23 protein-coding genes are annotated in these 18,034 nt (G+C 56.9%); 5 read left to right on the top strand and 18 right to left on the bottom strand.

Features of this window, described 5'->3' with window-relative positions; all coding sequences use genetic code 11:
* Positions 1–438: 438 nt before the first annotated feature.
* The gene (locus RGCCGE502_RS16810; protein ID WP_019280047.1) at positions 439–3,177 is read right to left on the bottom strand and encodes an EAL domain-containing protein; all 2,739 of its coding nucleotides are present in this window, start codon (positions 3,175–3,177) and stop codon (positions 439–441) included.
* A complete protein-coding gene (locus tag RGCCGE502_RS16805; RefSeq protein WP_016555378.1) occupies positions 3,174–4,199 on the bottom strand; it encodes a FecR domain-containing protein in 1,026 nt (341 codons plus the stop codon). Before RGCCGE502_RS16805 ends, RGCCGE502_RS16810 begins: the two co-directional genes overlap by 4 nt.
* A gap of 779 nt (positions 4,200–4,978) precedes the next feature.
* On the opposite strand from RGCCGE502_RS16805, the gene RGCCGE502_RS37975 reads away from it, so the two are divergent.
* A complete protein-coding gene (locus tag RGCCGE502_RS37975) occupies positions 4,979–5,482 on the top strand; it encodes a hypothetical protein (protein ID WP_244441717.1) in 504 nt (167 codons plus the stop codon).
* 67 nt (positions 5,483–5,549) lie between these two features.
* Here the strand turns inward: RGCCGE502_RS37975 and RGCCGE502_RS16795 are convergent, their stop codons facing one another.
* The 4 genes from RGCCGE502_RS16795 to groES all read right to left on the bottom strand — a co-directional run bounded on the left by RGCCGE502_RS16795 (position 5,550) and on the right by groES (position 8,382).
* Positions 5,550–5,768, bottom strand: a complete 219-nt coding sequence (locus tag RGCCGE502_RS16795; protein ID WP_016555375.1) for a hypothetical protein — start codon at positions 5,766–5,768, stop codon at positions 5,550–5,552.
* A gap of 389 nt (positions 5,769–6,157) precedes the next feature.
* Positions 6,158–6,355 (bottom strand): hypothetical protein, encoded by a 198-nt coding sequence (locus tag RGCCGE502_RS16785; protein WP_016555373.1) that lies wholly within the window; start codon positions 6,353–6,355, stop codon positions 6,158–6,160.
* A gap of 45 nt (positions 6,356–6,400) precedes the next feature.
* Complete coding sequence (gene groL / locus RGCCGE502_RS16780) at positions 6,401–8,029, bottom strand: chaperonin GroEL (RefSeq protein ID WP_016555372.1); 1,629 nt, start codon at positions 8,027–8,029, stop codon at positions 6,401–6,403.
* Between the two features lie 38 nt (positions 8,030–8,067).
* Positions 8,068–8,382 (bottom strand): co-chaperone GroES, encoded by a 315-nt coding sequence (groES, locus tag RGCCGE502_RS16775; RefSeq protein ID WP_016555371.1) that lies wholly within the window; start codon positions 8,380–8,382, stop codon positions 8,068–8,070.
* A gap of 267 nt (positions 8,383–8,649) precedes the next feature.
* Between groES and RGCCGE502_RS16770 the strand changes: the two genes are divergently transcribed.
* Entirely contained in the window at positions 8,650–8,937 is a 288-nt protein-coding gene (locus tag RGCCGE502_RS16770) for a hypothetical protein (protein WP_016555370.1), read from the top strand.
* A gap of 143 nt (positions 8,938–9,080) precedes the next feature.
* Here RGCCGE502_RS16770 and RGCCGE502_RS16765 read toward each other — a convergent pair whose 3' ends face one another.
* The 3 genes from RGCCGE502_RS16765 to RGCCGE502_RS16755 are packed head-to-tail and all read right to left on the bottom strand — an operon-like array spanning position 9,081 to position 9,927.
* A complete protein-coding gene (locus RGCCGE502_RS16765) occupies positions 9,081–9,383 on the bottom strand; it encodes a hypothetical protein (RefSeq protein WP_016555369.1) in 303 nt (100 codons plus the stop codon).
* 14 nt (positions 9,384–9,397) lie between these two features.
* The gene (locus RGCCGE502_RS16760) at positions 9,398–9,709 is read right to left on the bottom strand and encodes a hypothetical protein (RefSeq protein ID WP_016555368.1); all 312 of its coding nucleotides are present in this window, start codon (positions 9,707–9,709) and stop codon (positions 9,398–9,400) included.
* Positions 9,710–9,720: 11 nt separating this feature from the next.
* Positions 9,721–9,927 carry a hypothetical protein gene (locus RGCCGE502_RS16755; RefSeq protein ID WP_016555367.1) on the bottom strand — a complete coding sequence of 69 codons (207 nt, stop codon included), beginning with the start codon at positions 9,925–9,927 and terminating at the stop codon, positions 9,721–9,723.
* Between the two features lie 28 nt (positions 9,928–9,955).
* On the opposite strand from RGCCGE502_RS16755, the gene RGCCGE502_RS16750 reads away from it, so the two are divergent.
* Positions 9,956–10,423: an Hsp20 family protein gene (locus RGCCGE502_RS16750; RefSeq protein ID WP_016555366.1), complete on the top strand. Its 468-nt coding sequence runs from the start codon at positions 9,956–9,958 to the stop codon at positions 10,421–10,423.
* Positions 10,424–10,469: 46 nt separating this feature from the next.
* Positions 10,470–10,700, top strand: coding sequence for a hypothetical protein (locus tag RGCCGE502_RS16745; protein WP_016555365.1), 231 nt, complete (start codon positions 10,470–10,472; stop codon positions 10,698–10,700).
* A gap of 175 nt (positions 10,701–10,875) precedes the next feature.
* Here RGCCGE502_RS16745 and RGCCGE502_RS16740 read toward each other — a convergent pair whose 3' ends face one another.
* From RGCCGE502_RS16740 to RGCCGE502_RS16725, 4 genes are all read right to left on the bottom strand, one after another.
* Positions 10,876–11,388, bottom strand: a complete 513-nt coding sequence (locus RGCCGE502_RS16740) for a ferritin-like domain-containing protein (RefSeq protein WP_016555364.1) — start codon at positions 11,386–11,388, stop codon at positions 10,876–10,878.
* Between the two features lie 152 nt (positions 11,389–11,540).
* A complete protein-coding gene (gene sdhD / locus RGCCGE502_RS16735) occupies positions 11,541–11,924 on the bottom strand; it encodes a succinate dehydrogenase, hydrophobic membrane anchor protein (protein WP_016555363.1) in 384 nt (127 codons plus the stop codon).
* Positions 11,925–12,182: 258 nt separating this feature from the next.
* A complete protein-coding gene (locus RGCCGE502_RS16730; protein WP_016555362.1) occupies positions 12,183–12,734 on the bottom strand; it encodes a hypothetical protein in 552 nt (183 codons plus the stop codon).
* Positions 12,735–13,786: 1,052 nt separating this feature from the next.
* A complete protein-coding gene (locus tag RGCCGE502_RS16725) occupies positions 13,787–14,149 on the bottom strand; it encodes a hypothetical protein (protein ID WP_016555361.1) in 363 nt (120 codons plus the stop codon).
* Positions 14,150–14,394: 245 nt separating this feature from the next.
* Here RGCCGE502_RS16725 and RGCCGE502_RS16720 point away from each other — a divergent pair, with 245 nt between their 5' ends.
* Positions 14,395–14,736, top strand: coding sequence for a helix-turn-helix transcriptional regulator (locus tag RGCCGE502_RS16720; protein ID WP_244441716.1), 342 nt, complete (start codon positions 14,395–14,397; stop codon positions 14,734–14,736).
* Between the two features lie 145 nt (positions 14,737–14,881).
* Here RGCCGE502_RS16720 and RGCCGE502_RS16715 read toward each other — a convergent pair whose 3' ends face one another.
* The 5 genes from RGCCGE502_RS16715 to RGCCGE502_RS16700 all read right to left on the bottom strand — a co-directional run bounded on the left by RGCCGE502_RS16715 (position 14,882) and on the right by RGCCGE502_RS16700 (position 17,913).
* A complete protein-coding gene (locus RGCCGE502_RS16715; RefSeq protein WP_016555359.1) occupies positions 14,882–15,328 on the bottom strand; it encodes a helix-turn-helix domain-containing protein in 447 nt (148 codons plus the stop codon).
* Between the two features lie 280 nt (positions 15,329–15,608).
* A complete protein-coding gene (locus tag RGCCGE502_RS35365; RefSeq protein ID WP_016555358.1) occupies positions 15,609–15,809 on the bottom strand; it encodes a hypothetical protein in 201 nt (66 codons plus the stop codon).
* Between the two features lie 12 nt (positions 15,810–15,821).
* The gene (locus tag RGCCGE502_RS16710; RefSeq protein ID WP_016555357.1) at positions 15,822–16,439 is read right to left on the bottom strand and encodes an acyl-homoserine-lactone synthase; all 618 of its coding nucleotides are present in this window, start codon (positions 16,437–16,439) and stop codon (positions 15,822–15,824) included.
* 75 nt (positions 16,440–16,514) lie between these two features.
* Complete coding sequence (locus tag RGCCGE502_RS16705; RefSeq protein ID WP_016555356.1) at positions 16,515–17,243, bottom strand: LuxR family transcriptional regulator; 729 nt, start codon at positions 17,241–17,243, stop codon at positions 16,515–16,517.
* A gap of 436 nt (positions 17,244–17,679) precedes the next feature.
* On the bottom strand, positions 17,680–17,913 hold the full coding sequence (locus tag RGCCGE502_RS16700) for a hypothetical protein (RefSeq protein WP_016555355.1): 234 nt from the start codon (positions 17,911–17,913) through the stop codon (positions 17,680–17,682).
* Positions 17,914–18,034 lie beyond the last annotated feature (121 nt).

The raw sequence follows: 18,034 nt of genomic DNA, 5'->3' as shown, positions 1-18,034 counted from the left end.
GGCGGATTCATGAGTGGGCACGACCCGAGTGAGCTGTCGCAGTGCATGCGAAAAGGAAGCGACTGCCGGGAGGGCAGGATTGTCGGAGACACGAGAAACCGGCGCATTTCAAGTGTGGAGCGAGGCGACGTCACCCGCGTTTATCACAGCCGCTGGCGATGTGATTATGTGGACTACATGGCGCGGCCGAGACGGGAGAAGCCTTACTACTTTGACATTGTCGATGACCGTACTGCATCGTTCGGAAGGTTTTATTTCGACTTGCCCGACTGACGTTGGTGTGTGTTAGCGGTCTTCATTCGAAGAGTTCGGCGTGCGTTCCGGCAGTGACGAAGATTCTTTCGGTCGTCCACCGATGGGCCGTCCTGAGGTTGCGATAAAGTTCGAGTAGCGCGAGGGTGTGTAGCGAACAGTCCGTCTTAAAGCCCGAGCCCCTATTCAAACCTCTTGTAACACGTGGTTTGCCAGCATCTCGTTCGCGGTCTGCGGTTTGCCAAACAGGTATCCCTGGCCTGTCTCGCACCGCAGGTTTTGGAGCGCTTCCATCTCAACCGCGCCTTCGATGCCTTCCGCAACGATCTCCAGGCCGAGACCATGCGCAATCGACACGATGCCCTTCACGATCTCCATGACGCCGCTGTCCCGCGTCAACCTGCGAATGAAGGACTGATCAATCTTGAGCTTGTCGAGCGGAAGGTCTGCGAGGTAGCTCAGCGAAGAATATCCTGTTCCAAAATCGTCCAATGCCAGAGCGATCCCGGCAGCACGCAGTGCGGCCATTTTTTCAGTGGAGCGCGCATTATTGTCGAGAAAGGTCGACTCGGTCATTTCGATGCAAAGTCTGGATGTGGGCAACCGACTTGACCCGAGAGCCTGCCTCACTTCCGCTTCGACGTCTGAGCGTTCGAACTGGATTGGCGAGACGTTGACGGCGACTGTGCCATAGGGCCACCTTGAAGCTTCGATACAAGCCTCCATAAGAACCCAGCGACCAATCTCGCAGATCAGCCCTGATGTCTCGGCAATTGGCACGAACTCTGCTGGCGATATGAGGCCGAGCTCAGGATGTCGCCATCGCAACAGGGCCTCTGCGCCAACAAATCTGCCGGTGGCAAGATTGATCTGCGGTTGAAACAGGAGAAAGAACTGGCGCTCTGCCATTGCTGTTCGCATGTCGGCTTCAAGACGACGGGAACGTGCCTGAGCTTGGGCCGTGGCCGGGTCAAACATCGTCCAGCGCGTCGACCCTGCCTTGGCCTCATAAAGCGCGGACTCAGCGGCGCGCAAGGCCTGCTCCGGATCCGTCAGTCCCAGCGGGGCGGCTCCCAGTCGAACAGAGACATTGGTCCGCATATCGTTTACGAAGAGGGGCTCGTCGAAAAGTGAAACGAGATGTTCGGCAAGGACCGCTTTATCCTGGATTTCCTCGAGCCATGCGATCGCAAAAAGGTCACCGTCAATACGCGCAAGCAATGCCTCCACGTTTTCAGAAAGGCGGTTGGCGATTGCTCTGAGCATATTGTCGCCGACGGCTCTTCCCAATGTCGAGCAGATGCGAGAGAACCGGTCGACGTCGAGGACCGCGACCATGCCGTCGCACCCTTCGATACGCGCCAGAAACTCACGACGACTGAGGAGCCCGGTGAGCTCATCTTCTTCGGAGAGCCGCTTGAGCCTGGCTTCGTAGCGCTTGCGGGTGGTGATGTCACGGATGATGATGCAGCCACCAAATCTTTTTCCGGACTTCGAGATCGCGTCCTCGAGCGGCGAAAGAGTGATGATTGCTTCGTAGTCGAAGTGGCTGTCTCCCACATTTTCGGAAAACTGGACGCTCACTGAGCAAAGCTTACCGGGGCTTGCCGCAAACTGATGGACCAGTTCACCAAGGGCCCTGGAGACGCGCTCATTTACGGCGGTGAGAAGATTGGCGCCAAGATCGGATTTCACGATCGATCTTGCCGACTCGTTGATCTCCACAATCTTCAGGTCGTCGCCGAACGCCACAATGCCATCCGAACTGTTGGAGATGATGCGGACCATCAGGCGCCGTGTATTGCTGGCGTTTGTCCTGGCGATAGCTGCGACCACCTGGCCGAGGTCGATGCGCTCGTTCAATGCAAGAACCCATGCGAGGGAGAGCAGCATCCAGGGTACCGCGGTCCGGATCACGATCGCACAGTCCCTCTGGAGAAGAAATGCGGCGATCTCCCCGATCAATCCGAATGCGGCCAACAGTCCGCTCGTTCTTGTCATGCCGATATGTCGAAAGGAAAGCAGCGCAACGATGAGGCAGGTCGCCAGTAGCAGTTCGAGCGGTCGTTGATCGAATGTCTTGAGTGTGCGGCCCTGAAGCAGGGTTTCGGCGGCCAGGACATGGATTAGAGGGCCGGCCAACGCGCCGTAGACAGGAACCGGGAAGATGTCCTTGAGCTCGGTTGCCGAGGCACCGACAACGACAGAGCGGCCCGCAAGCTCAGTGTCTCCAACCGTTCCGGGAAGAATGTCCGACAGGGAGTAGGTTGGTACGCTTTGCGGAGTGATCGAGAAGTCCACCAACTGGTTTTCCATTGTTCCCGAGGCGCCGCCAAGTGCCGCGGCCACGGATGGCGTTGGAATACCGTTATCAACATCGCCAAGCGAGAACCGTCTGACCAATCCATCAGGGTCAAGTGAAACATTCGCGAAGGCCGGCCAGGATTTGTCGAGGAGTTGAGGGACAGGTCTTGATATCTCGGTTTCCGATGAATTTGCCGACGCTTGCTGGCGAAACAGGGGAAGCAAGACGCCTCCGCCGGCGCGTTCCAGCGCAGCTGAAAGGAGCGCGTCTTCCTCGGCAGTGGAGGGCGTCGAAAAATCGATATCCAGCACGATGTCGCCAACCTTGGCAGACACGAGTCTGTCCAGCAGCTCTCCATAAAGACCCCGCGGCCACGGCCAAGTACCGACCTGATCGAGGCTCCGTTTGTCGATCGCGACGAAAGCGATCTTTCCGGATGCAGCGCGGCCGCCCAAGTAAAAGCGTTCTGCAACCAGCGCGTCGTCCAACTGTACGATTGGACGAAGGTCGGCGCAAAACGCCGCGATACCCAGCATCCCTGCTATGATGATGCAGCGAGACGCGGTCGCTTCAGCGAAACTGCTGGCAACCCGCAGTAAATTCGCAGCTGCCTTCCTCACCGCCCCTTGCCATTCCCATTCCCGTTGCCGTTGCCGTTGCCGTTCCCTTTCCCGTTTCCGTTATTGCCGCTGCCCCCCTTGCCGTTTCCGTTGTTCCCGCTGCTACCATGCCCATTGCCGTTGTTTCCGCTCGCGGAATTCCCGTGGTTTCCGCTGCCAGAGTTGTTGCCCTTGGCACCGTTGTTCCCGCCGTTTCCATGACCGCTGTCGCCGCTTTTTCCATTGCCGTTGCCGGCCCCACGGGAACGATCCGATCCGTTGTTTTCATTGCTGGGTCTACCACCGCCAATGTTCTTTCCGCCAGAGTGGCTCTTGCCTTTGGCATCGCTGGCAGGTTTAGTCCCATCATCGGCCTTCGAAGGTTTGTTATTGCTGTTGACCTGCCTCTCACCGGCCAGTTTTTTGCTTCCCGCGGCCGGAATCTGCGCTACCGACGCCGGGACCGAGGTGATCGAAGGTCTGGCTTCCTGCCCAGCGACACTCATACCGGTCTTGGCGCCGACGCTGGCGGACTGCTTCGGGCCGACATTTGCCTGCTGGCCGCTGGCAAAGGAGGTAACCTGAACGAGACCTCGGTCGACCTTGACGGATGCGGCGGTCTTGCTGACGGACACATGGAAGACCGTGCCTTTCACGACGGCTGCGAGGTAGGGTGTCTGTACGGTGGTATGGGGCTGGCTCCGCTTCTCGATTTCCAGCTCCAGTGATCCGATTTGCTGTGTGATTTGCGTCTTGCGCGACGAGAAAAAGCCGGATGTCGTCGTGATGGACGCGGATGTGTTCGGTTGAAACTCGATCCTCTCGATACCGCGAACCAGGATGGCTCGTCCTCGGGCACCTGTTTCAACCCATGCGCGGTTCGGCAAGACGTCTCCGGCCCGCAATTCGAGCCACGTGGCATCCCCGAGTGAATATCGAACCTCATTCGTGGCCTTGGCTACCCGCCAGTCATCATTTGCGGCGAACGAAGACACCGGAACGAGTAAAAATGCGAGAACGATGAAACGGAAAGAAGCGAACATGATTTTCCCCCTCTGATCTGGCGAAGACACCATAGGGTTGTTAAGAATGGTTATAGATCGTCGGCGAAGTTCCCCAACGTACGATAGCGGACAGACAGCCCTTGACGCGGGTTTTCGAAAACAGCTCACGCGTGGTGGAGGGTTACTCGCGGTATTTGCTCCCGTTGCGGGCTATCAAACGCTTGCCTTGCCTGAACATCATAAAGACGCGGATCCTGCTCTCGATCTCGTAATGTGGCTGGCACCGCCGCGCCTCAGCGTACGCTGGCGTACTGCATCATTTATTGAACTCTAATTTAGCCACGTTACTATTCTTGCTGTTTTCAGTGATCGGGAGGTCATCATCGAAAACCCCGACCCCGCCGAGATGATGATGCCTGCAAGGACATCGCCGGGAACGCGACTTCGTTGACGACGCCCGAGTTTGCGGTGGTGCGAAAAAGTCAGCGCTGGGCAGCCTGCTGCCTGGACCAACATCGCTGACTGGGTGGGGCCCGGCGTGAGGGGCATTGCGCCGGGCCGCATCAATTTCTGAGAGCAAACTCCCTGTCCTCCGTCCGGCGGGCATTGAAAGTCACCCGCTGTTATCGCAGCAAAGCCGACAGAGGCAGATGCGAAATTCTTTCTCTTGGGTGAGAACACGGGAATGGAAGGGAATGTCACGCGCTGACGATATCACCGGGCAAAGATACGGCCGTCTGATCGGACTCCGTCCCGATCGCGCGCCTGGCCGTCACAAGCGCTGGATCTTTCGGTGCGATTGCGGCAACGAGCGTTCTATGTTTCTCTCTGCTGTAAAAAAGGGAGACAGCAAAAGCTGCGGATGCCTGCGCGTGGAACGCAACCGCGAGCGATCCCTGGTTCATGGCCACGCGACTGGCCATAAAGTCAGTCCGACCAGACGTGCGTACACGCAGGTGAAAAGCCGATGTGAAAACAGCGCCGATCCGCTTTACTGGAAGTTCGGTGGGGCAGGCGTCAAAATGTGCCCGCGCTGGGCTTCCTTTTCAGCTTTCCTTGAAGACATGGGTGAGCGCCCTCCCGGTACGGTGCTGGGCCGTCTCCAAAACTCGGGAGACTTCGAGCCGGCCAACTGCATATGGACGTCCAAACGCAAGCCGGCGGCTTATGAGAACATTGTGGTGAGGTCGCGGGGCGCCGATGTCTCTGTGCTGGAGCTTGCAAGGCTCCACGAGGTCAATCCAAAACAGCTCTGGATCCGCATCAAGTTTCTCGAAGAAGACGCCGATGAAGCGATCGAGCGTCTAAAATACGAGCAGTGACCAGACTGACGTCGGGGAGCGAAATCCGCCGGGCAGCCGGCTGATTGGCGGCGGGCCTCAACTGACTTCAGCCGTGCAACCTTTTTTCTCCATCCTCCGCTTTCAGCTTTTCTCGGTGCTTGATGTCCTTGCTCGGCAGCTTGCCGCCGATGACGTTGCGCTCCTGCAAGGCAAGCGTTGCGCAGTCCATATTGCGCCATTTCCCACCCCCACCGCCATGGGCGAACGCCGAACTGGCGATGATCGAGATGACAGCTGCAAAAATCAGGCCTGCGGTCGTCGACACAGGACCACCCCTAAAATGTTGGCCTAGCAAATCTTCCAGGACCAAGCTTCGAAAGCTATCGGCCGCGGGTACAATTGTCCATTAACAGGATCGCCCCTCGAGTTTGGAGAACGCTTTTGCCGGTTGCGGGGGCGAGCCGCGGGCCAATGAACATCAGGATTGCAGGCCTTTTGCGACAATGTCTGCGCCCTGGAAGGAACCTTTATCTTTTCTTCGGCAATGATGAAGCGGTGGTGGTCCAGGATGTAGGAGACCGAAAGCGCATCAGTCAGCACGTTGTGACTTATCCAATGGGTGCCGTTCATGTTCATTTCGTCTGTCCCAAAAACCTTCAGTGGCTATGAAAATTTTCAGGTGGGCGCGCCCGACAAGTTGCCAGGCGCTCCCGGTCATATGGTGGTTTCGGCCTTCATGGCCGCTACCAGATCGTCATGCGTGCGCATGCCTTTGTTGAAAAGATCGGCAACGGTTGCCATGATCCTGGCCACCGCAGCCGCATCCTTTTCGACCCCGCGTTCGCGTGCGACCGTCTTGACGGCATCTACACAAAGGCGGAGTTCTTCTCTAGTCAGAAGACGTGTCGTCATTCCTTACTCCAGGACGCTCTCCTAACGACGGCATGAGCACCTTTCCTAGTAGTCCATTCCGGCGCCTGCAGGCAGCGCTGGAGCGGCTTCGTCCTTTGGCTTCTCGGCAATCATCGCCTCGGTCGTAATCAACAGACCGGCAACGGAAGCCGCGTCCTCAAGCGCGGTGCGCACGACCTTGACCGGATCAATCACGCCCTGGCCATAGAGGTCGCCGTACTCGCCTGTCTGTGCGTTCCAGCCGAAGGAGAAGCCCGTCTGCTCGCGGAGTTTTCCAACGATGACCGAACCCTCGGCGCCAGCGTTTTCTGCAATCTGCCGGACGGGAGCCTCGATGGCGCGGCGGATGATATCGACCCCCACGCGCTGGTCGCGGTTGGCTGTCTCAATGCCCTCGAGAGCCTTGACGGCGCGCAGCAGCGCAACGCCGCCGCCGGGAAGAATTCCCTCTTCAACTGCGGCACGGGTCGCGTGAAGGGCATCGTCTACGCGGTCCTTCTTCTCCTTGACCTCTACCTCTGTAGAACCGCCGACACGAATGACGGCAACGCCACCGGCGAGCTTGGCAAGGCGTTCCTGCAGCTTTTCACGGTCGTAGTCGGAGGTCGTTTCCTCGATCTGAGCCCTGATCTGTGCGACGCGCGCATCAATCTCGGCCTTTGATCCGACGCCGTCGATGATCGTCGTGTTTTCCTTCTCGATGGTGACCTTTTTGGCACGACCAAGCATGTTCAGGGTGACGTTCTCGAGCTTGATACCAAGATCCTCCGAAACCGCCGTTCCGCCGGTGAGGATCGCGATGTCCTCAAGCATGGCCTTGCGGCGATCGCCGAAGCCAGGAGCCTTGACAGCAGCGATCTTCAGGCCGCCGCGCAGCTTGTTGACGACGAGCGTAGCAAGCGCTTCGCCTTCGACGTCTTCAGCGATGACGAGGAGCGGCTTGCCCGACTGTACGACGGCTTCGAGGACCGGGAGCATGGCCTGGAGGCTCGACAGCTTCTTCTCGTGGATGAGGATATAAGGCTCCTCGAACTCAACACGCATCTTCTCGGGGTTGGTGACGAAATAGGGGCTGAGATAACCGCGGTCGAACTGCATTCCCTCGACGACTTCGAGTTCGGTATCGGCAGTCTTGGCTTCCTCAACGGTAATGACACCCTCGTTGCCGACCTTCTGCATCGCCTCTGCGAGGAAGCGACCGACCTCGGAATCGCCGTTGGCGGAAATGGTTCCGACCTGAGCGATTTCCGAGTTGTTGGAGATCTTTCGCGCGTTGGTCTTCAACTCGTTGACCACCGCATCGACAGCCAGATCAATGCCGCGTTTTAGATCCATCGGGTTCATGCCGGAGGCGACAGCCTTGGCGCCCTCGCGAACGATGGCCTGTGCGAGAACGGTTGCGGTCGTCGTTCCGTCTCCAGCCAGATCGTTCGTCTTTGATGCTACCTCACGCAGCATTTGCGCGCCCATGTTCTCGAATTTGTCTTCCAGTTCGATTTCCTTGGCAACCGTCACGCCATCCTTGGTGATGCGGGGCGCGCCGAAAGACTTGGAGATGACGACGTTGCGTCCCTTGGGACCAAGGGTCACCTTGACAGCGTCGGCAAGTGTATCGACGCCGCGCAGCATGCGGGTGCGCGCATCAGTGCTGAACTTGATTTCCTTTGCAGCCATTTTTCTAACTCCGAGATAGCAATTGACACAACTGCGCCTTAAGCGGCCTGCTTCTGCTCGCTGTGATTTTCGATAATTCCCATAACGTCGCTTTCCTTCATGATCAGAAGGTCTTCTCCGTTGATCTTGATCTCGGTGCCGGACCACTTGCCAAACAGGATGCGATCCCCCGTTTTTACGTCGAGCGCCTGGATTTGACCTGCCTCGTTGCGAGCGCCGGCGCCAACGGCGACCACTTCTCCCTCCTGGGGCTTTTCCTTAGCTGTGTCGGGGATGATAATGCCGCCCCTGGTCTTTTCTTCAGACTCGACGCGGCGGACCAGGACACGGTCATGCAGTGGACGGAACGACATGTTTTCCTCCTTGGACAAACGATCATGTTTTGAAACCCTTGCCGGACCGGATGGCCAGTCCGGGCGGGTGCGAGGCCTCGAAGAGCACCTCGCGGCAAAAATTTATTTTGCTATTTTTCGGCTTTCAAGATGGTCTCGAAAAAATTTTGGCACTCTTGGCCAACGAGTGCCAGCCTCCCTCTTGATCTCTAAATTCTCGGTTCCTAGGTTGTGGCTGCGGTGCTCACAGGAGGCCGCGCGGCTTCACGTCAAAGGAGTGAGACGAGCATGAATTCAGAAGGCGACATGAGGGCGCTGAGTGTCGAGGAGCGCGAGGAAATCTTCATTGATATTGCGCGGCAGCTGGATCGTACCGCGCTGGAATCCATGGTGGAAGGCAACCGGAAGTTCGCGATGGTCTCGAAGAACATGGCCGATGCGATCTTCATCAGCGCCGATGAACTGGCCCGCGACGACAGCCATACTCCTGTTCATGTCATGAAACAGGCGAGGGAACTCGTCCGCCAGTTCGAGGCCGTCCACCCTCACCGCATGCGCAGTCACGCCATCCACTAGGGCTCATCTGGAACCGCCTCCATCTGCCGGTTCGTTGCTCTGGACAAGCTGAAGCGCTTCCTTAGCCTTGCAATCGATTTGCATAGCGCCTCAGGAAAGGGGCGGCCATCAAGATCTTGCGCCGCCCCTGACGACGGGTGCTGCTAGTGAAGGAAGGTCTTCTTCGACGTTTTTTCGACGATTGCTTCTACCGCGCCGATCAGGCGGCTTGCCCGGCTTAGGACAACGACTCCGCGATCGTCGACGCCGATCTGGTGCGCGTTGGCCTCGATTGCTCGAGCGACATCGTTTAGCTTGGCGCCAAGGTCGGCCATATCGAAACGGTACGCTTGTCGGGCAAGACGGTACAGGCAATCCGCATAGCGGGAGGCGACAATCATTCGGCCGCCGATCTCATCGACCCGGGGACCGTTTCCAGCCGCCGTAGCACCTGGGTTCGCGATCATGATGGCCTCCGAAATTAGCGGTAATAAGCTTCGGGTCTGGCCACCGAAGAAACCTCGCCGTCATCGAGCGCCTTGAGAGCCTGAAGGATGTCCTCATAGCGCACAGGTTTCCTGACCCCCGGTGGGCGCCGCAGTTGCGGCGAGGAGTCGACGGCAAAGAGATCGGAAGCCCAGGAAGCAAGGATGGCCCGCTTTTCGCTATCGCATAGCGCGGTCGCAAGGATATCGCGCGGGTGGTCATAGGACTGCTTCCTATCAAGGATCCGAATTGCGCCCGGCTTTTCCGAGGCACGAGGGTTGAGTTGATCGTTCCTTTCAGTCGTCATCTTCGTTTCTCCTAAAAACCTTCATCAAGGGAGTGAAAATCTCCAGGCAGAACTGAGATTGTTTCAACGATTTCATCGTTCAAGAGGTCGGCGTCGCCGCTGCTTAAAAAAATTTTGTGAGCCATCTTGAATCTGCAAATCCACCAAACCAGATCAATTTCGCCGGCCGCCTGAAAGGGGCTGGCAGTATCGGAGGCGCCCGACTTGCGCGTCTCCATTCCAACTCGCTTTACGGAGGTTTTGGTTATGAGAAACGAACTCGACTTTGCACCGCTTTTCCGATCCAGCATCGGCTTTGACAGGGTCTTCAATCTTCTTGCCAACTCGCAGCGCGTTCAGGGGACAGAAACCTGGCCGCCATATGACATCCTGAAGACGGACGAGGACGGCTACCGGATCCAGATGGCAGTCGCGGGCTTTTCCGATGGTGATCTCGACATCACGCAGGAGCGCAATGTTCTTGTGGTGAAGGGTCAGAAGGCGGAAGACAGTGGCGGCGAATACCTTCACCGAGGGATCGCTGGCCGTTCCTTCGAACGACGCTTCGAGCTTGCCGATCACGTTCGCATTGAAAATGCAACGCTGACAAATGGTCTCCTCAGCATAGACCTGAAGCGAGAAATTCCCGAGGCCATGAAGCCGCGCAAGATTGCGATTGGCGCAAAAACTGCGCCTCACTCGCTGCAGATCGACGCCGAAAAGCAAGTCGCGTAACTGGAGGGGGCGGGGGCGTCGCGATTGCGGCGCTCCCTTTGCAGCGATGAAGACGATTGACGTTCGAAAGCCAAATACGTTTGACGCCCGGGACCTTGCCGCCTGTCAGCCGGTGTTCAACCAGGTGCTCACAGAAGGTGGTCTGGAAAAGGGGTCGGAAGAAGCCGACCGCATAGCAGCGATCCTGGTGAAGCTCTACCGCGAGGGAGTGCACGATCCGGCGCATCTGGCAATGATGGTACGAACTGCGCGGGGATTGCTTGAGACCCGGCATTGACCTGCAAGGGCATAACGACGCTACGACCGAAATTGACCATCCGAGCGTAAGATCCAGGATGCGATGGTCAATTTCAACAGACACGGGTCGCCTCTGAGCGAGCCTGATGCCGACGAAAGGCCGGTATCGAACTCACGAAGGGAGCTCTGGATTGATTCTCCACCAGGTGGGACTGTCAAACCTTTGCTGTTTCCCCCGCTTCTCTCAGGCTTAAAAACTTGGTGGTGAGGGTGACGAGATTGTCGTCAAGCCACCTTGCCATCGCCAACTCCTCGGCAAGATTTGCCTGCAGCGCAAGCGCGCCTGCGTTATAACCGCCGGTTTCAGCCACCGTAAGCAGCGATTTGTATGCTGCGATCTCGAAGTTCTCAAAGGCGAAATTTGCAAACGCGTTCTTGAGAATCTCGTCGCCGGCGACAGTATGGCCCATCGCAGCCATGGCACCCGAGAGCGATAAAGCTATGTCCTTCAGCGTCGAATGATCCTCGTTGAGGCTCGCCAGAATTTCTTCGATTCGTACGATCTGGCCTTCGGTCTCGCGTATATGTTGCTCCAGCTTTGCCGCGACCTCGGGATAGTTCTCTATCCGGGAAAGCTGCGGCTTCATGATGCTCAAAGCCTGATTTTCCATAGCGTGAGCGTTTCTCAGGCCCAGGATGAATATATCGCGCGTCTCGTTATCTGACATGGGTATCCTCCTTACTGGAGGTCCTCAAACCAAGAAGGCGAAGTTTGGTTCCAGCAATCACGCTGATCAAGGATCGGGCTGCGGGGGCAGCGGCCCAACTGGAAGCGAAATTGAAGAGACGCAGGTATCGGGGGCAGTTTCACCGTCCCGGATTACAATCTTGCGCTCTCGAACATCATGAGCAGGATCGCAAAAACACAAACCAGACAGACCGCCCAGGTAAAAGCGGAATTCAGAAAGAGGAGCGCGAGCTTCCTTGCATGGCCATGGACATAATCTTCAATGATGACCCGCATCCCCAAGTCCATGTGGATGGCGCTGAGTATGATGAAGCCGAGCAGGGCAGGCCCGATCCAAAAGCTGCCTATAGCAGTCACGACGAATTCGCGGTCACGGCCGAAAAGGTAAATGCCAATCCCAACCAGGTAAGGGGTCAGTATCCCAAGCGCCAAACCGGAGGCCTGTTTCAGGACATAGGGCCCGGTTCCCCCCTTTGCCGAGCCTAAGCCGCGTACTCGTCCGAGTGGCGTGGTCATGGTTTTCCCCTAGGCTTATCGACCCGGGAACCTATTGATTGCGCGTTAAGTCCGTGCGTCAATGTCAAATCTGCTGTGTCGATCGCTTGGTACGAAACCGCTCCAACTTCAATTGGATCATAAGCGGATAAGGCGGAGGCCTGACCGATCTTTTAAAGCGAGAGTTTCTTGCTGGAACCACAAATGCGTCTGAGGCGGGAGGTCGCAGGTCGTGACAACTGCTGGACCGCCATCTGTCACGGCGGAATTGATGAGATCTCACCTTTTTTCAAACGCGGGCAGTTTTGGCTGATATCGGTCACGGCACCAGAAGGGATGGAGAAGGTTGTCGCTCGCCACAATCTCAGCGCACGGCATGCTGGACGGGAGCCCGATCCAATTTCGGTTGAACCCGACAAAGAGAAGGCGGGTGGTGCATCGGGCAGTGGTGATGCCCAGGTGCTTTTTGACAATTTCCACGTAAATGATCTCAGGCTGGTCGGTGAAGCAAGCCAGGATTTCCTCAAAAATAGAGGAGGTGCTGGTGCGGCTTCCACGATAGAATAGGATTTCGTCGTTTCGGGCGAATTCCGCAAATGCTCCAACCGCGAGATGAGGCGACAGGAGCCCGACCGTGCCCAAGGGCCCATCGAACCTTTGGCCGTTTGCCGCTTGGCTGTCGGCACGGCAGCCACCTGTAAACTGGTAAAATACTGCCTCCCTGGTGAAGTACTCGGCTATCCATCGAAATTCGACGCTGCTGGTCCTTGAACGGTGATAACCATCGATTTCGGTGAGGATTTCGTCGTATGTCGTGCGCGCGTCAGCCATTTGCTTCTCCGTCGAACCCAAGTTCGACCGCGCAAGAAAGTTCCCGATCGCAGCGGGGGCGCAGGCGGTGTCTCTGGTATGGCTGCAGGATCCCGTAGCACCTTCGCTCGCAGGCGTGCGCTGAATGAGAGGGGCAGTTAAGCTGGCTGAGGGTTGGAGCACTATTCGATCCGATGGATCGTTGGCGCCGGGGGCGGAACTCAAGTCGTTGTTGCCACGGATCAACTGCCATTCATCGAATCCGTATTCTGCGCCGGTGGTAGTCAATTGCTTGCGTGCTCAGACGGTTGCCGACAGTCCCTGGCCCCAGGAGCTCTGATCTCATGCTGACCATTCCGACCGTGGCGACTAGCCCTATACCTGGACACGGTCCTCGCGGCGGTCACAACAAAGCCGTTTCCGAGCGGTCTGCGCATCATAAAGGTCCGAGTTGAATTATACGCAAGCGTGTGGACTTTATTCAGACCTTGGTCCGTGGCGGATCGATCCAAACCAAGTAGGATGAAGACGTGATGCGACCCCACAAGTAGCCAAGTTGGGGTGCCGATCTGGGGTGGCCGGCTCACTTGCTGCATGCACTGCCCGCTCGTGGGCCGGCCTAGCGCCAGCGTTGGGGCGACGCGTTAGCGCTATCAAGGATATGGTCGCAATGGTGAGATTTTCTATCCGGCAGACGTGGAAAATGCGAAAATCAAAGCCGGGCGGGGCCGCTGCTTCCAGCGCCGCAATGGCCATTGCTTCCGATCGAAATGAATTACTCGCAGATATCTGAGCGCAGGTGAAGACGAGCCATCGGCCGTGCGGGTACGCGAGCCTAATGGCTTCCAGCCGCGCAAGACTGGTATCTGTAACAGGGACCAAAGGATGCATCGCTTATCAATGAAAGGCCCCACTGAGTTTGCCTGCGCATTGCGCACGGCAAATCTAATTCGCATACGGCCCCACTGTCGCCTGGCCCGGGTTATGGCGTGCTGCAAACTTAGCAACCGACCAATTTTCAACCCAGTTGCTTGGGAAATCGACAAGGACACCAATCGCTCCGGTTTTCCTTGCTAAAACGATCCACTCAGCAGGATGCGCTGTCTATTGCTACGATCAGATGAAGACGCCCGTCCATCGAATCCGAGCCGCTTTGCTTCAGCCTCTATCTCGGCCAAGGACTGGTCGTCGAAGGCAAGCTCTGCTGCAAGGACATGGGCCAGCAAATGGAGAAGTTTTCTCACTGCGATCGACGCGTTTGGGGCTTGCCAGCTGATCAACTCTTTCCTCGTTGTCTGTTCATCCGCAAGGGCAGCCTCAAGGTCACTTCGGTTTGCTCCGATTGATCGCTTTTTCGAACCGATGACCTGTATCGTCGATTGTTCGTGTGCCTTCGCCCGCCGCAACATCTCGGCCACTATGTTGTCATTTTCCATGAATGCACCTCTTCCAAATATATGATTAGCTCCGCGCGCAGCTGCGCCTGCTCGAAGTCACCGAAAACGGGATAGCAAACCACGTCGCCGGTGGTATAAATCACGGCGTGAACCTGGATGGATGCATGACGACACGGACAGATGCTTACATAGCCGAAGCAGGCCTTGAGGCGACCACTGACGCCAAGGTAGAGCGACCGGTATACAGGCGCCCGGGCTTCGAGGGCATTTCGACCTCTCAGGAAATGGACGAAAGCATCGCCAGATCGCTTCGGCAGTTTCGGATCGAAAAGGACTTGTCCAGGGCTGAGTTAGCGCTCCTTCTCGGATCAATCGAGGCAGTTTACGGCAGGTACGAACGAGCTGTCACCAAACTCCACGCGACTCAAGTCCTGCACCTTTGCGAGGTGCTGGGAATTTTTCCGGATGATCTTTTGTTCGACGCCGCGCCGCATCTTTGGGGACAAACCAGAGAGGAAGCTGATGAGCGCCGTCGCATCACGAAGATGATTCAGACGCTCCCGCCGGACACTTTGCGAACGGTGGCAACCATCCTCGATTCGATCTTTGCCCTGCAGCGGAAATAGCCGGGTTTGAAGCTTTGCCTCACCAGCGTGCTCGAGCGGGCAGCTGCAGCAGGCGTGTCAAGAACTGCAGTGCCAATCCGGTCCATCTCCCGCTTACCCGTGAGGTGGACCGATCGGCTGCCGATTTCATGAAGGAATACTGAAATCAGGGCTCGCTCGAGAAAGTGGCAAGCAGCGAAATGAATTTCGGCCGCATCTTTTTCGGTATCATCATGAAGGCATCGACAAGGCGCTGTCCCTCTTCGGTTGCGACGAAGTCCTCCCGCAGTGCCGCTTTTCTTTCCAGTTCCGCGCAGTCTATCCTGATCGGCCTGTTGAGGGTCTCGAAGAAATAGGCGACCGGAACATCCAAAACCTGGGCCAGCGAATAGAGTGCCGAGGAACTGACACGGTTTGAACCTCGCTCATATTTCTGGATCTGCTGGAAGGAGACACCGACAGCGGCGCCAAGCGCTGTTTGCGAGATACGCAATTGCTGTCGGCGCTTCTTGATTCTTTTGCCGACCTCAACGTCAACAAGATGGAGCCCGTTGATGATCGTCAACGATGTCGGATCTTTAAGGGCGGCACTGGTCGAGACATTCTGCTGCATGAAAACGCTCCCGCTGGCCAGCATGATGCTGGCTTGAGAAGCCGGGGAGTTAGAATTGCTGTGGTAACCAGCCCCCGTGGATTTTAGCGCAAGCGCCTCTTGTATATTCCACGAGCTCCCCGACTCACTAGATCGCGAAGATTACGCTTTCTGCGTTTTACCAAATGAGGATTCTACGCCTCAAGGCGATAACCGCCTAGGTTGCAGACTAGCAAGTTATTTCACGTTTGCAAAGAACTTTAAGACGGCGTCTTAACATTTTCGAATTCAGCCAACCGGACTAATCTGTGGGATCGTGCTCGGTTGCCAGCATGATCATTCTCAGCAGATAGCGAAGAAAGAGCATGTCGTCGCTTCCAGGATAGGTTTGGCAGATTTCCTCCGTCAGGCGCAAAAGCCTGGCGGCTTCAGTGTGGACTGTTGCGAAAGCCAAGCGGCGCGCAGCCGAGGCATCCATGAGCGGTTTATCGCGACGAGCCACAAGACACCTCGTCTATCCGCTTTGCACCAGGCCACCCCGGCTTCTCGTCCCCAAGAAGAGGAGGCTTCCCCGGATGCCGTAGTCTTTTTGGTGACGTGAGAGAAGGCCTTCTGGAATGATCGAATAGGCAACCTGCACCCGATGTCCCTGAAGCGTAACCTCGCCAAGCACCTGCACTGGATAGCCACGTTGGCGCATCATCATAACGAGAGGGGGATAGGTCAGAAACAGGATCGCCTTTGCACCAATGCGCACGAGGCATTCCAGGACACCTGTCATCAACAGGTCGGAGGCAGCTATGCCGTTGACCGATGGAGCATTCACCGCGGTGGCACACCTGCTCCATTCAAATATGTCTGGTCCGCAAGGGAGCGCACCGGATGGCAGTCGACCGTAATCTCGAGCAAAATGGGGTGCTGTGGTTGGTAGCAGGCGCGAATAGCCGATCATTTCCTCCCTGTGCATCAGCACAGCGTGCACAACATCCGATCGGTCATACGTGTCCTTCTCCCGCCGGTCCGGGCGCCTCAGTTCGTTCCATTCCATCTGTTCGACGAAGCGTTTGTGGCGAAACGCCCAGACCTTCTCCATCAATAATGGATCGTCATCTTCATAGAGTATCGAGAGCATGTCCGAGCCCCACGTGCATGGTCAGAGCATGCAACTGCAGATAACAAAATTCTATCCGTAAAATGTCGTATTTTTTTAGCGCTGCAGGCCGCGGCGGAAGGATTCGGCGATCAACTGCGCGCGGTTGGATACGCCAAGCTTTCCCTGCAGGTTTCGGATGTGTTGCTGCACGGTGCGTTGAGAGCGATAGGTAATGGCGGCAATTTCCCGGTCGGTCTTGCCTGCTGCGCACAAAGTCAGGCACTCGCTCTCGCTGCGCGTGATCTGCAGATCGTCTGACAGGGCACGCGGCGGGGCTTTAAGATCCAGGATTCGTCGGTAGGCAGTTTCGGCAACAAACTGCAGCAGGGCCACTTCCGATGGTCCCACCGGGATCCGTTTGCCTGCGACCGAGAAAAGTCCACCAAGACCGGAGCGGGAATGAAGTGGAATGGTCAGGCCGTCGTCCATTCCGAAATCGCCCGCTTCATCCATGATGCGTTTTGATCGACCTGAAAGATGTGTCAGCCGCACCGATCGTGACCAGATGGAGGGTCGCGCTGTTGCGCGCACGAAGCTGACGACTGGATCGAGGCGAAAGTAATCGTTCTCGAGGTAGCGGGGAAGCCAGCCATCGGGCCACCGATGCCACACGAAATGCTGGTCCAGTGGCTCATGAGCCAACGGCAGAAACGCCATCGCGGAATAGTCGATCCCAAGCCGACTGTTTACCTTCTCGATCGCGCCGAAAATCTGCTGCTGGTCAGCCGCCTCCTCGCTTCCGACCAGAAACTCAAACAACACATCGGAGACAAACGCGCTCATCGTGGTCCTCCAACGAAGCGACATATCCGAAAGGCTGTGCCTCGTGCGAGTACATCCTATGTTTGTATTGTCATAAAATCTTCGCCTTGAAAAGGCGTCCCGATGCGAAACCGATTAAGCCCGACCATAGTGCAGGAGGGTCCATGTCTTACGCATCGCCCAGCCATGTCCGCTACGACAGACGGTCCGGCGCGATGGCCGCGAAACAACCCCGAGCTACCCGACATCCTGCCAAGATGGGACGATCTCGCGACGGCGGTTGTCTATGTTGCGCGCTCCATGAGTGGTCTCTTCGGCTTGACCGAGGATTAGTTGCACCCTCGAATTCAGCGGCCGAAGACGGCCTCTATGATCGCCCTCCACCAAGTCTCCCGACATCCTCACGTTTTTCTCTCGGTTGCCACCGGATAAGCAGCAGCCCCAGCCTAATCGCCGCTCAGGCACCCTCGCCAGCGTCGCTGCCCTTGCCATTGAGTAGTCCGAAGTCCTGCGACTTTGTGCCTGGTTCGACCGTAAGGAAGTCCTCAGCCGCAAGACCGCGCCGCAGCAACTCGCGTATCGCTGCAGCCCGGCTCGGCATGCGCTTTTCGAAGCGCCAGTTTTCCAATGCCGCGAACTCCTCTGCATTGAGCATGACCTGCAAACGATCACCACGTTCCAATCTACCCATGCTGCCTCCCCTGGAAATGCCGGATGAGAATTCAACACTCTCCACGCTAATTTAATGATTGCTGTTAAACGGTCAAGAACGTCATCACCGCCTTTAGGGCTTTTGCAGCTCACGAGGCTTA

The sequence above is a fragment of the Rhizobium grahamii CCGE 502 genome, from assembly GCF_000298315.2.
Classification (GTDB): domain Bacteria; phylum Pseudomonadota; class Alphaproteobacteria; order Rhizobiales; family Rhizobiaceae; genus Rhizobium; species Rhizobium grahamii.
This window is presented reverse-complemented; position numbering and strand designations above follow the sequence as displayed.

Excerpts from the sequence above, each read along its gene's own strand:
- RGCCGE502_RS16715 (WP_016555359.1), bottom strand. The coding sequence starts at position 15,328 with ATGCAGCAGAATGTCTCGACCAGTGCCGCCCTTAAAGATCCGACATCG.
- sdhD (WP_016555363.1), bottom strand. The coding sequence starts at position 11,924 with ATGACCACGCCACTCGGACGAGTACGCGGCTTAGGCTCGGCAAAGGGG.
- RGCCGE502_RS16720 (WP_244441716.1), top strand. The coding sequence starts at position 14,395 with ATGGACGAAAGCATCGCCAGATCGCTTCGGCAGTTTCGGATCGAAAAG.
- RGCCGE502_RS16765 (WP_016555369.1), bottom strand. The coding sequence starts at position 9,383 with ATGATCGCGAACCCAGGTGCTACGGCGGCTGGAAACGGTCCCCGGGTC.
- RGCCGE502_RS16745 (WP_016555365.1), top strand. The coding sequence starts at position 10,470 with ATGAAGACGATTGACGTTCGAAAGCCAAATACGTTTGACGCCCGGGAC.
- RGCCGE502_RS16730 (WP_016555362.1), bottom strand. The coding sequence starts at position 12,734 with ATGGCTGACGCGCGCACGACATACGACGAAATCCTCACCGAAATCGAT.
- RGCCGE502_RS16725 (WP_016555361.1), bottom strand. The coding sequence starts at position 14,149 with ATGGAAAATGACAACATAGTGGCCGAGATGTTGCGGCGGGCGAAGGCA.
- RGCCGE502_RS16760 (WP_016555368.1), bottom strand. The coding sequence starts at position 9,709 with ATGACGACTGAAAGGAACGATCAACTCAACCCTCGTGCCTCGGAAAAG.
- RGCCGE502_RS16710 (WP_016555357.1), bottom strand. The coding sequence starts at position 16,439 with ATGCTCTCGATACTCTATGAAGATGACGATCCATTATTGATGGAGAAG.
- RGCCGE502_RS16705 (WP_016555356.1), bottom strand. The coding sequence starts at position 17,243 with ATGAGCGCGTTTGTCTCCGATGTGTTGTTTGAGTTTCTGGTCGGAAGC.
- RGCCGE502_RS16770 (WP_016555370.1), top strand. The coding sequence starts at position 8,650 with ATGAATTCAGAAGGCGACATGAGGGCGCTGAGTGTCGAGGAGCGCGAG.
- RGCCGE502_RS16755 (WP_016555367.1), bottom strand. The coding sequence starts at position 9,927 with ATGGAGACGCGCAAGTCGGGCGCCTCCGATACTGCCAGCCCCTTTCAG.
- RGCCGE502_RS16700 (WP_016555355.1), bottom strand. The coding sequence starts at position 17,913 with ATGGGTAGATTGGAACGTGGTGATCGTTTGCAGGTCATGCTCAATGCA.
- RGCCGE502_RS16750 (WP_016555366.1), top strand. The coding sequence starts at position 9,956 with ATGAGAAACGAACTCGACTTTGCACCGCTTTTCCGATCCAGCATCGGC.
- groL (WP_016555372.1), bottom strand. The coding sequence starts at position 8,029 with ATGGCTGCAAAGGAAATCAAGTTCAGCACTGATGCGCGCACCCGCATG.
- RGCCGE502_RS16785 (WP_016555373.1), bottom strand. The coding sequence starts at position 6,355 with ATGACGACACGTCTTCTGACTAGAGAAGAACTCCGCCTTTGTGTAGAT.
- RGCCGE502_RS16740 (WP_016555364.1), bottom strand. The coding sequence starts at position 11,388 with ATGTCAGATAACGAGACGCGCGATATATTCATCCTGGGCCTGAGAAAC.
- RGCCGE502_RS16805 (WP_016555378.1), bottom strand. The coding sequence starts at position 4,199 with ATGTTCGCTTCTTTCCGTTTCATCGTTCTCGCATTTTTACTCGTTCCG.
- groES (WP_016555371.1), bottom strand. The coding sequence starts at position 8,382 with ATGTCGTTCCGTCCACTGCATGACCGTGTCCTGGTCCGCCGCGTCGAG.
- RGCCGE502_RS37975 (WP_244441717.1), top strand. The coding sequence starts at position 4,979 with ATGTTTCTCTCTGCTGTAAAAAAGGGAGACAGCAAAAGCTGCGGATGC.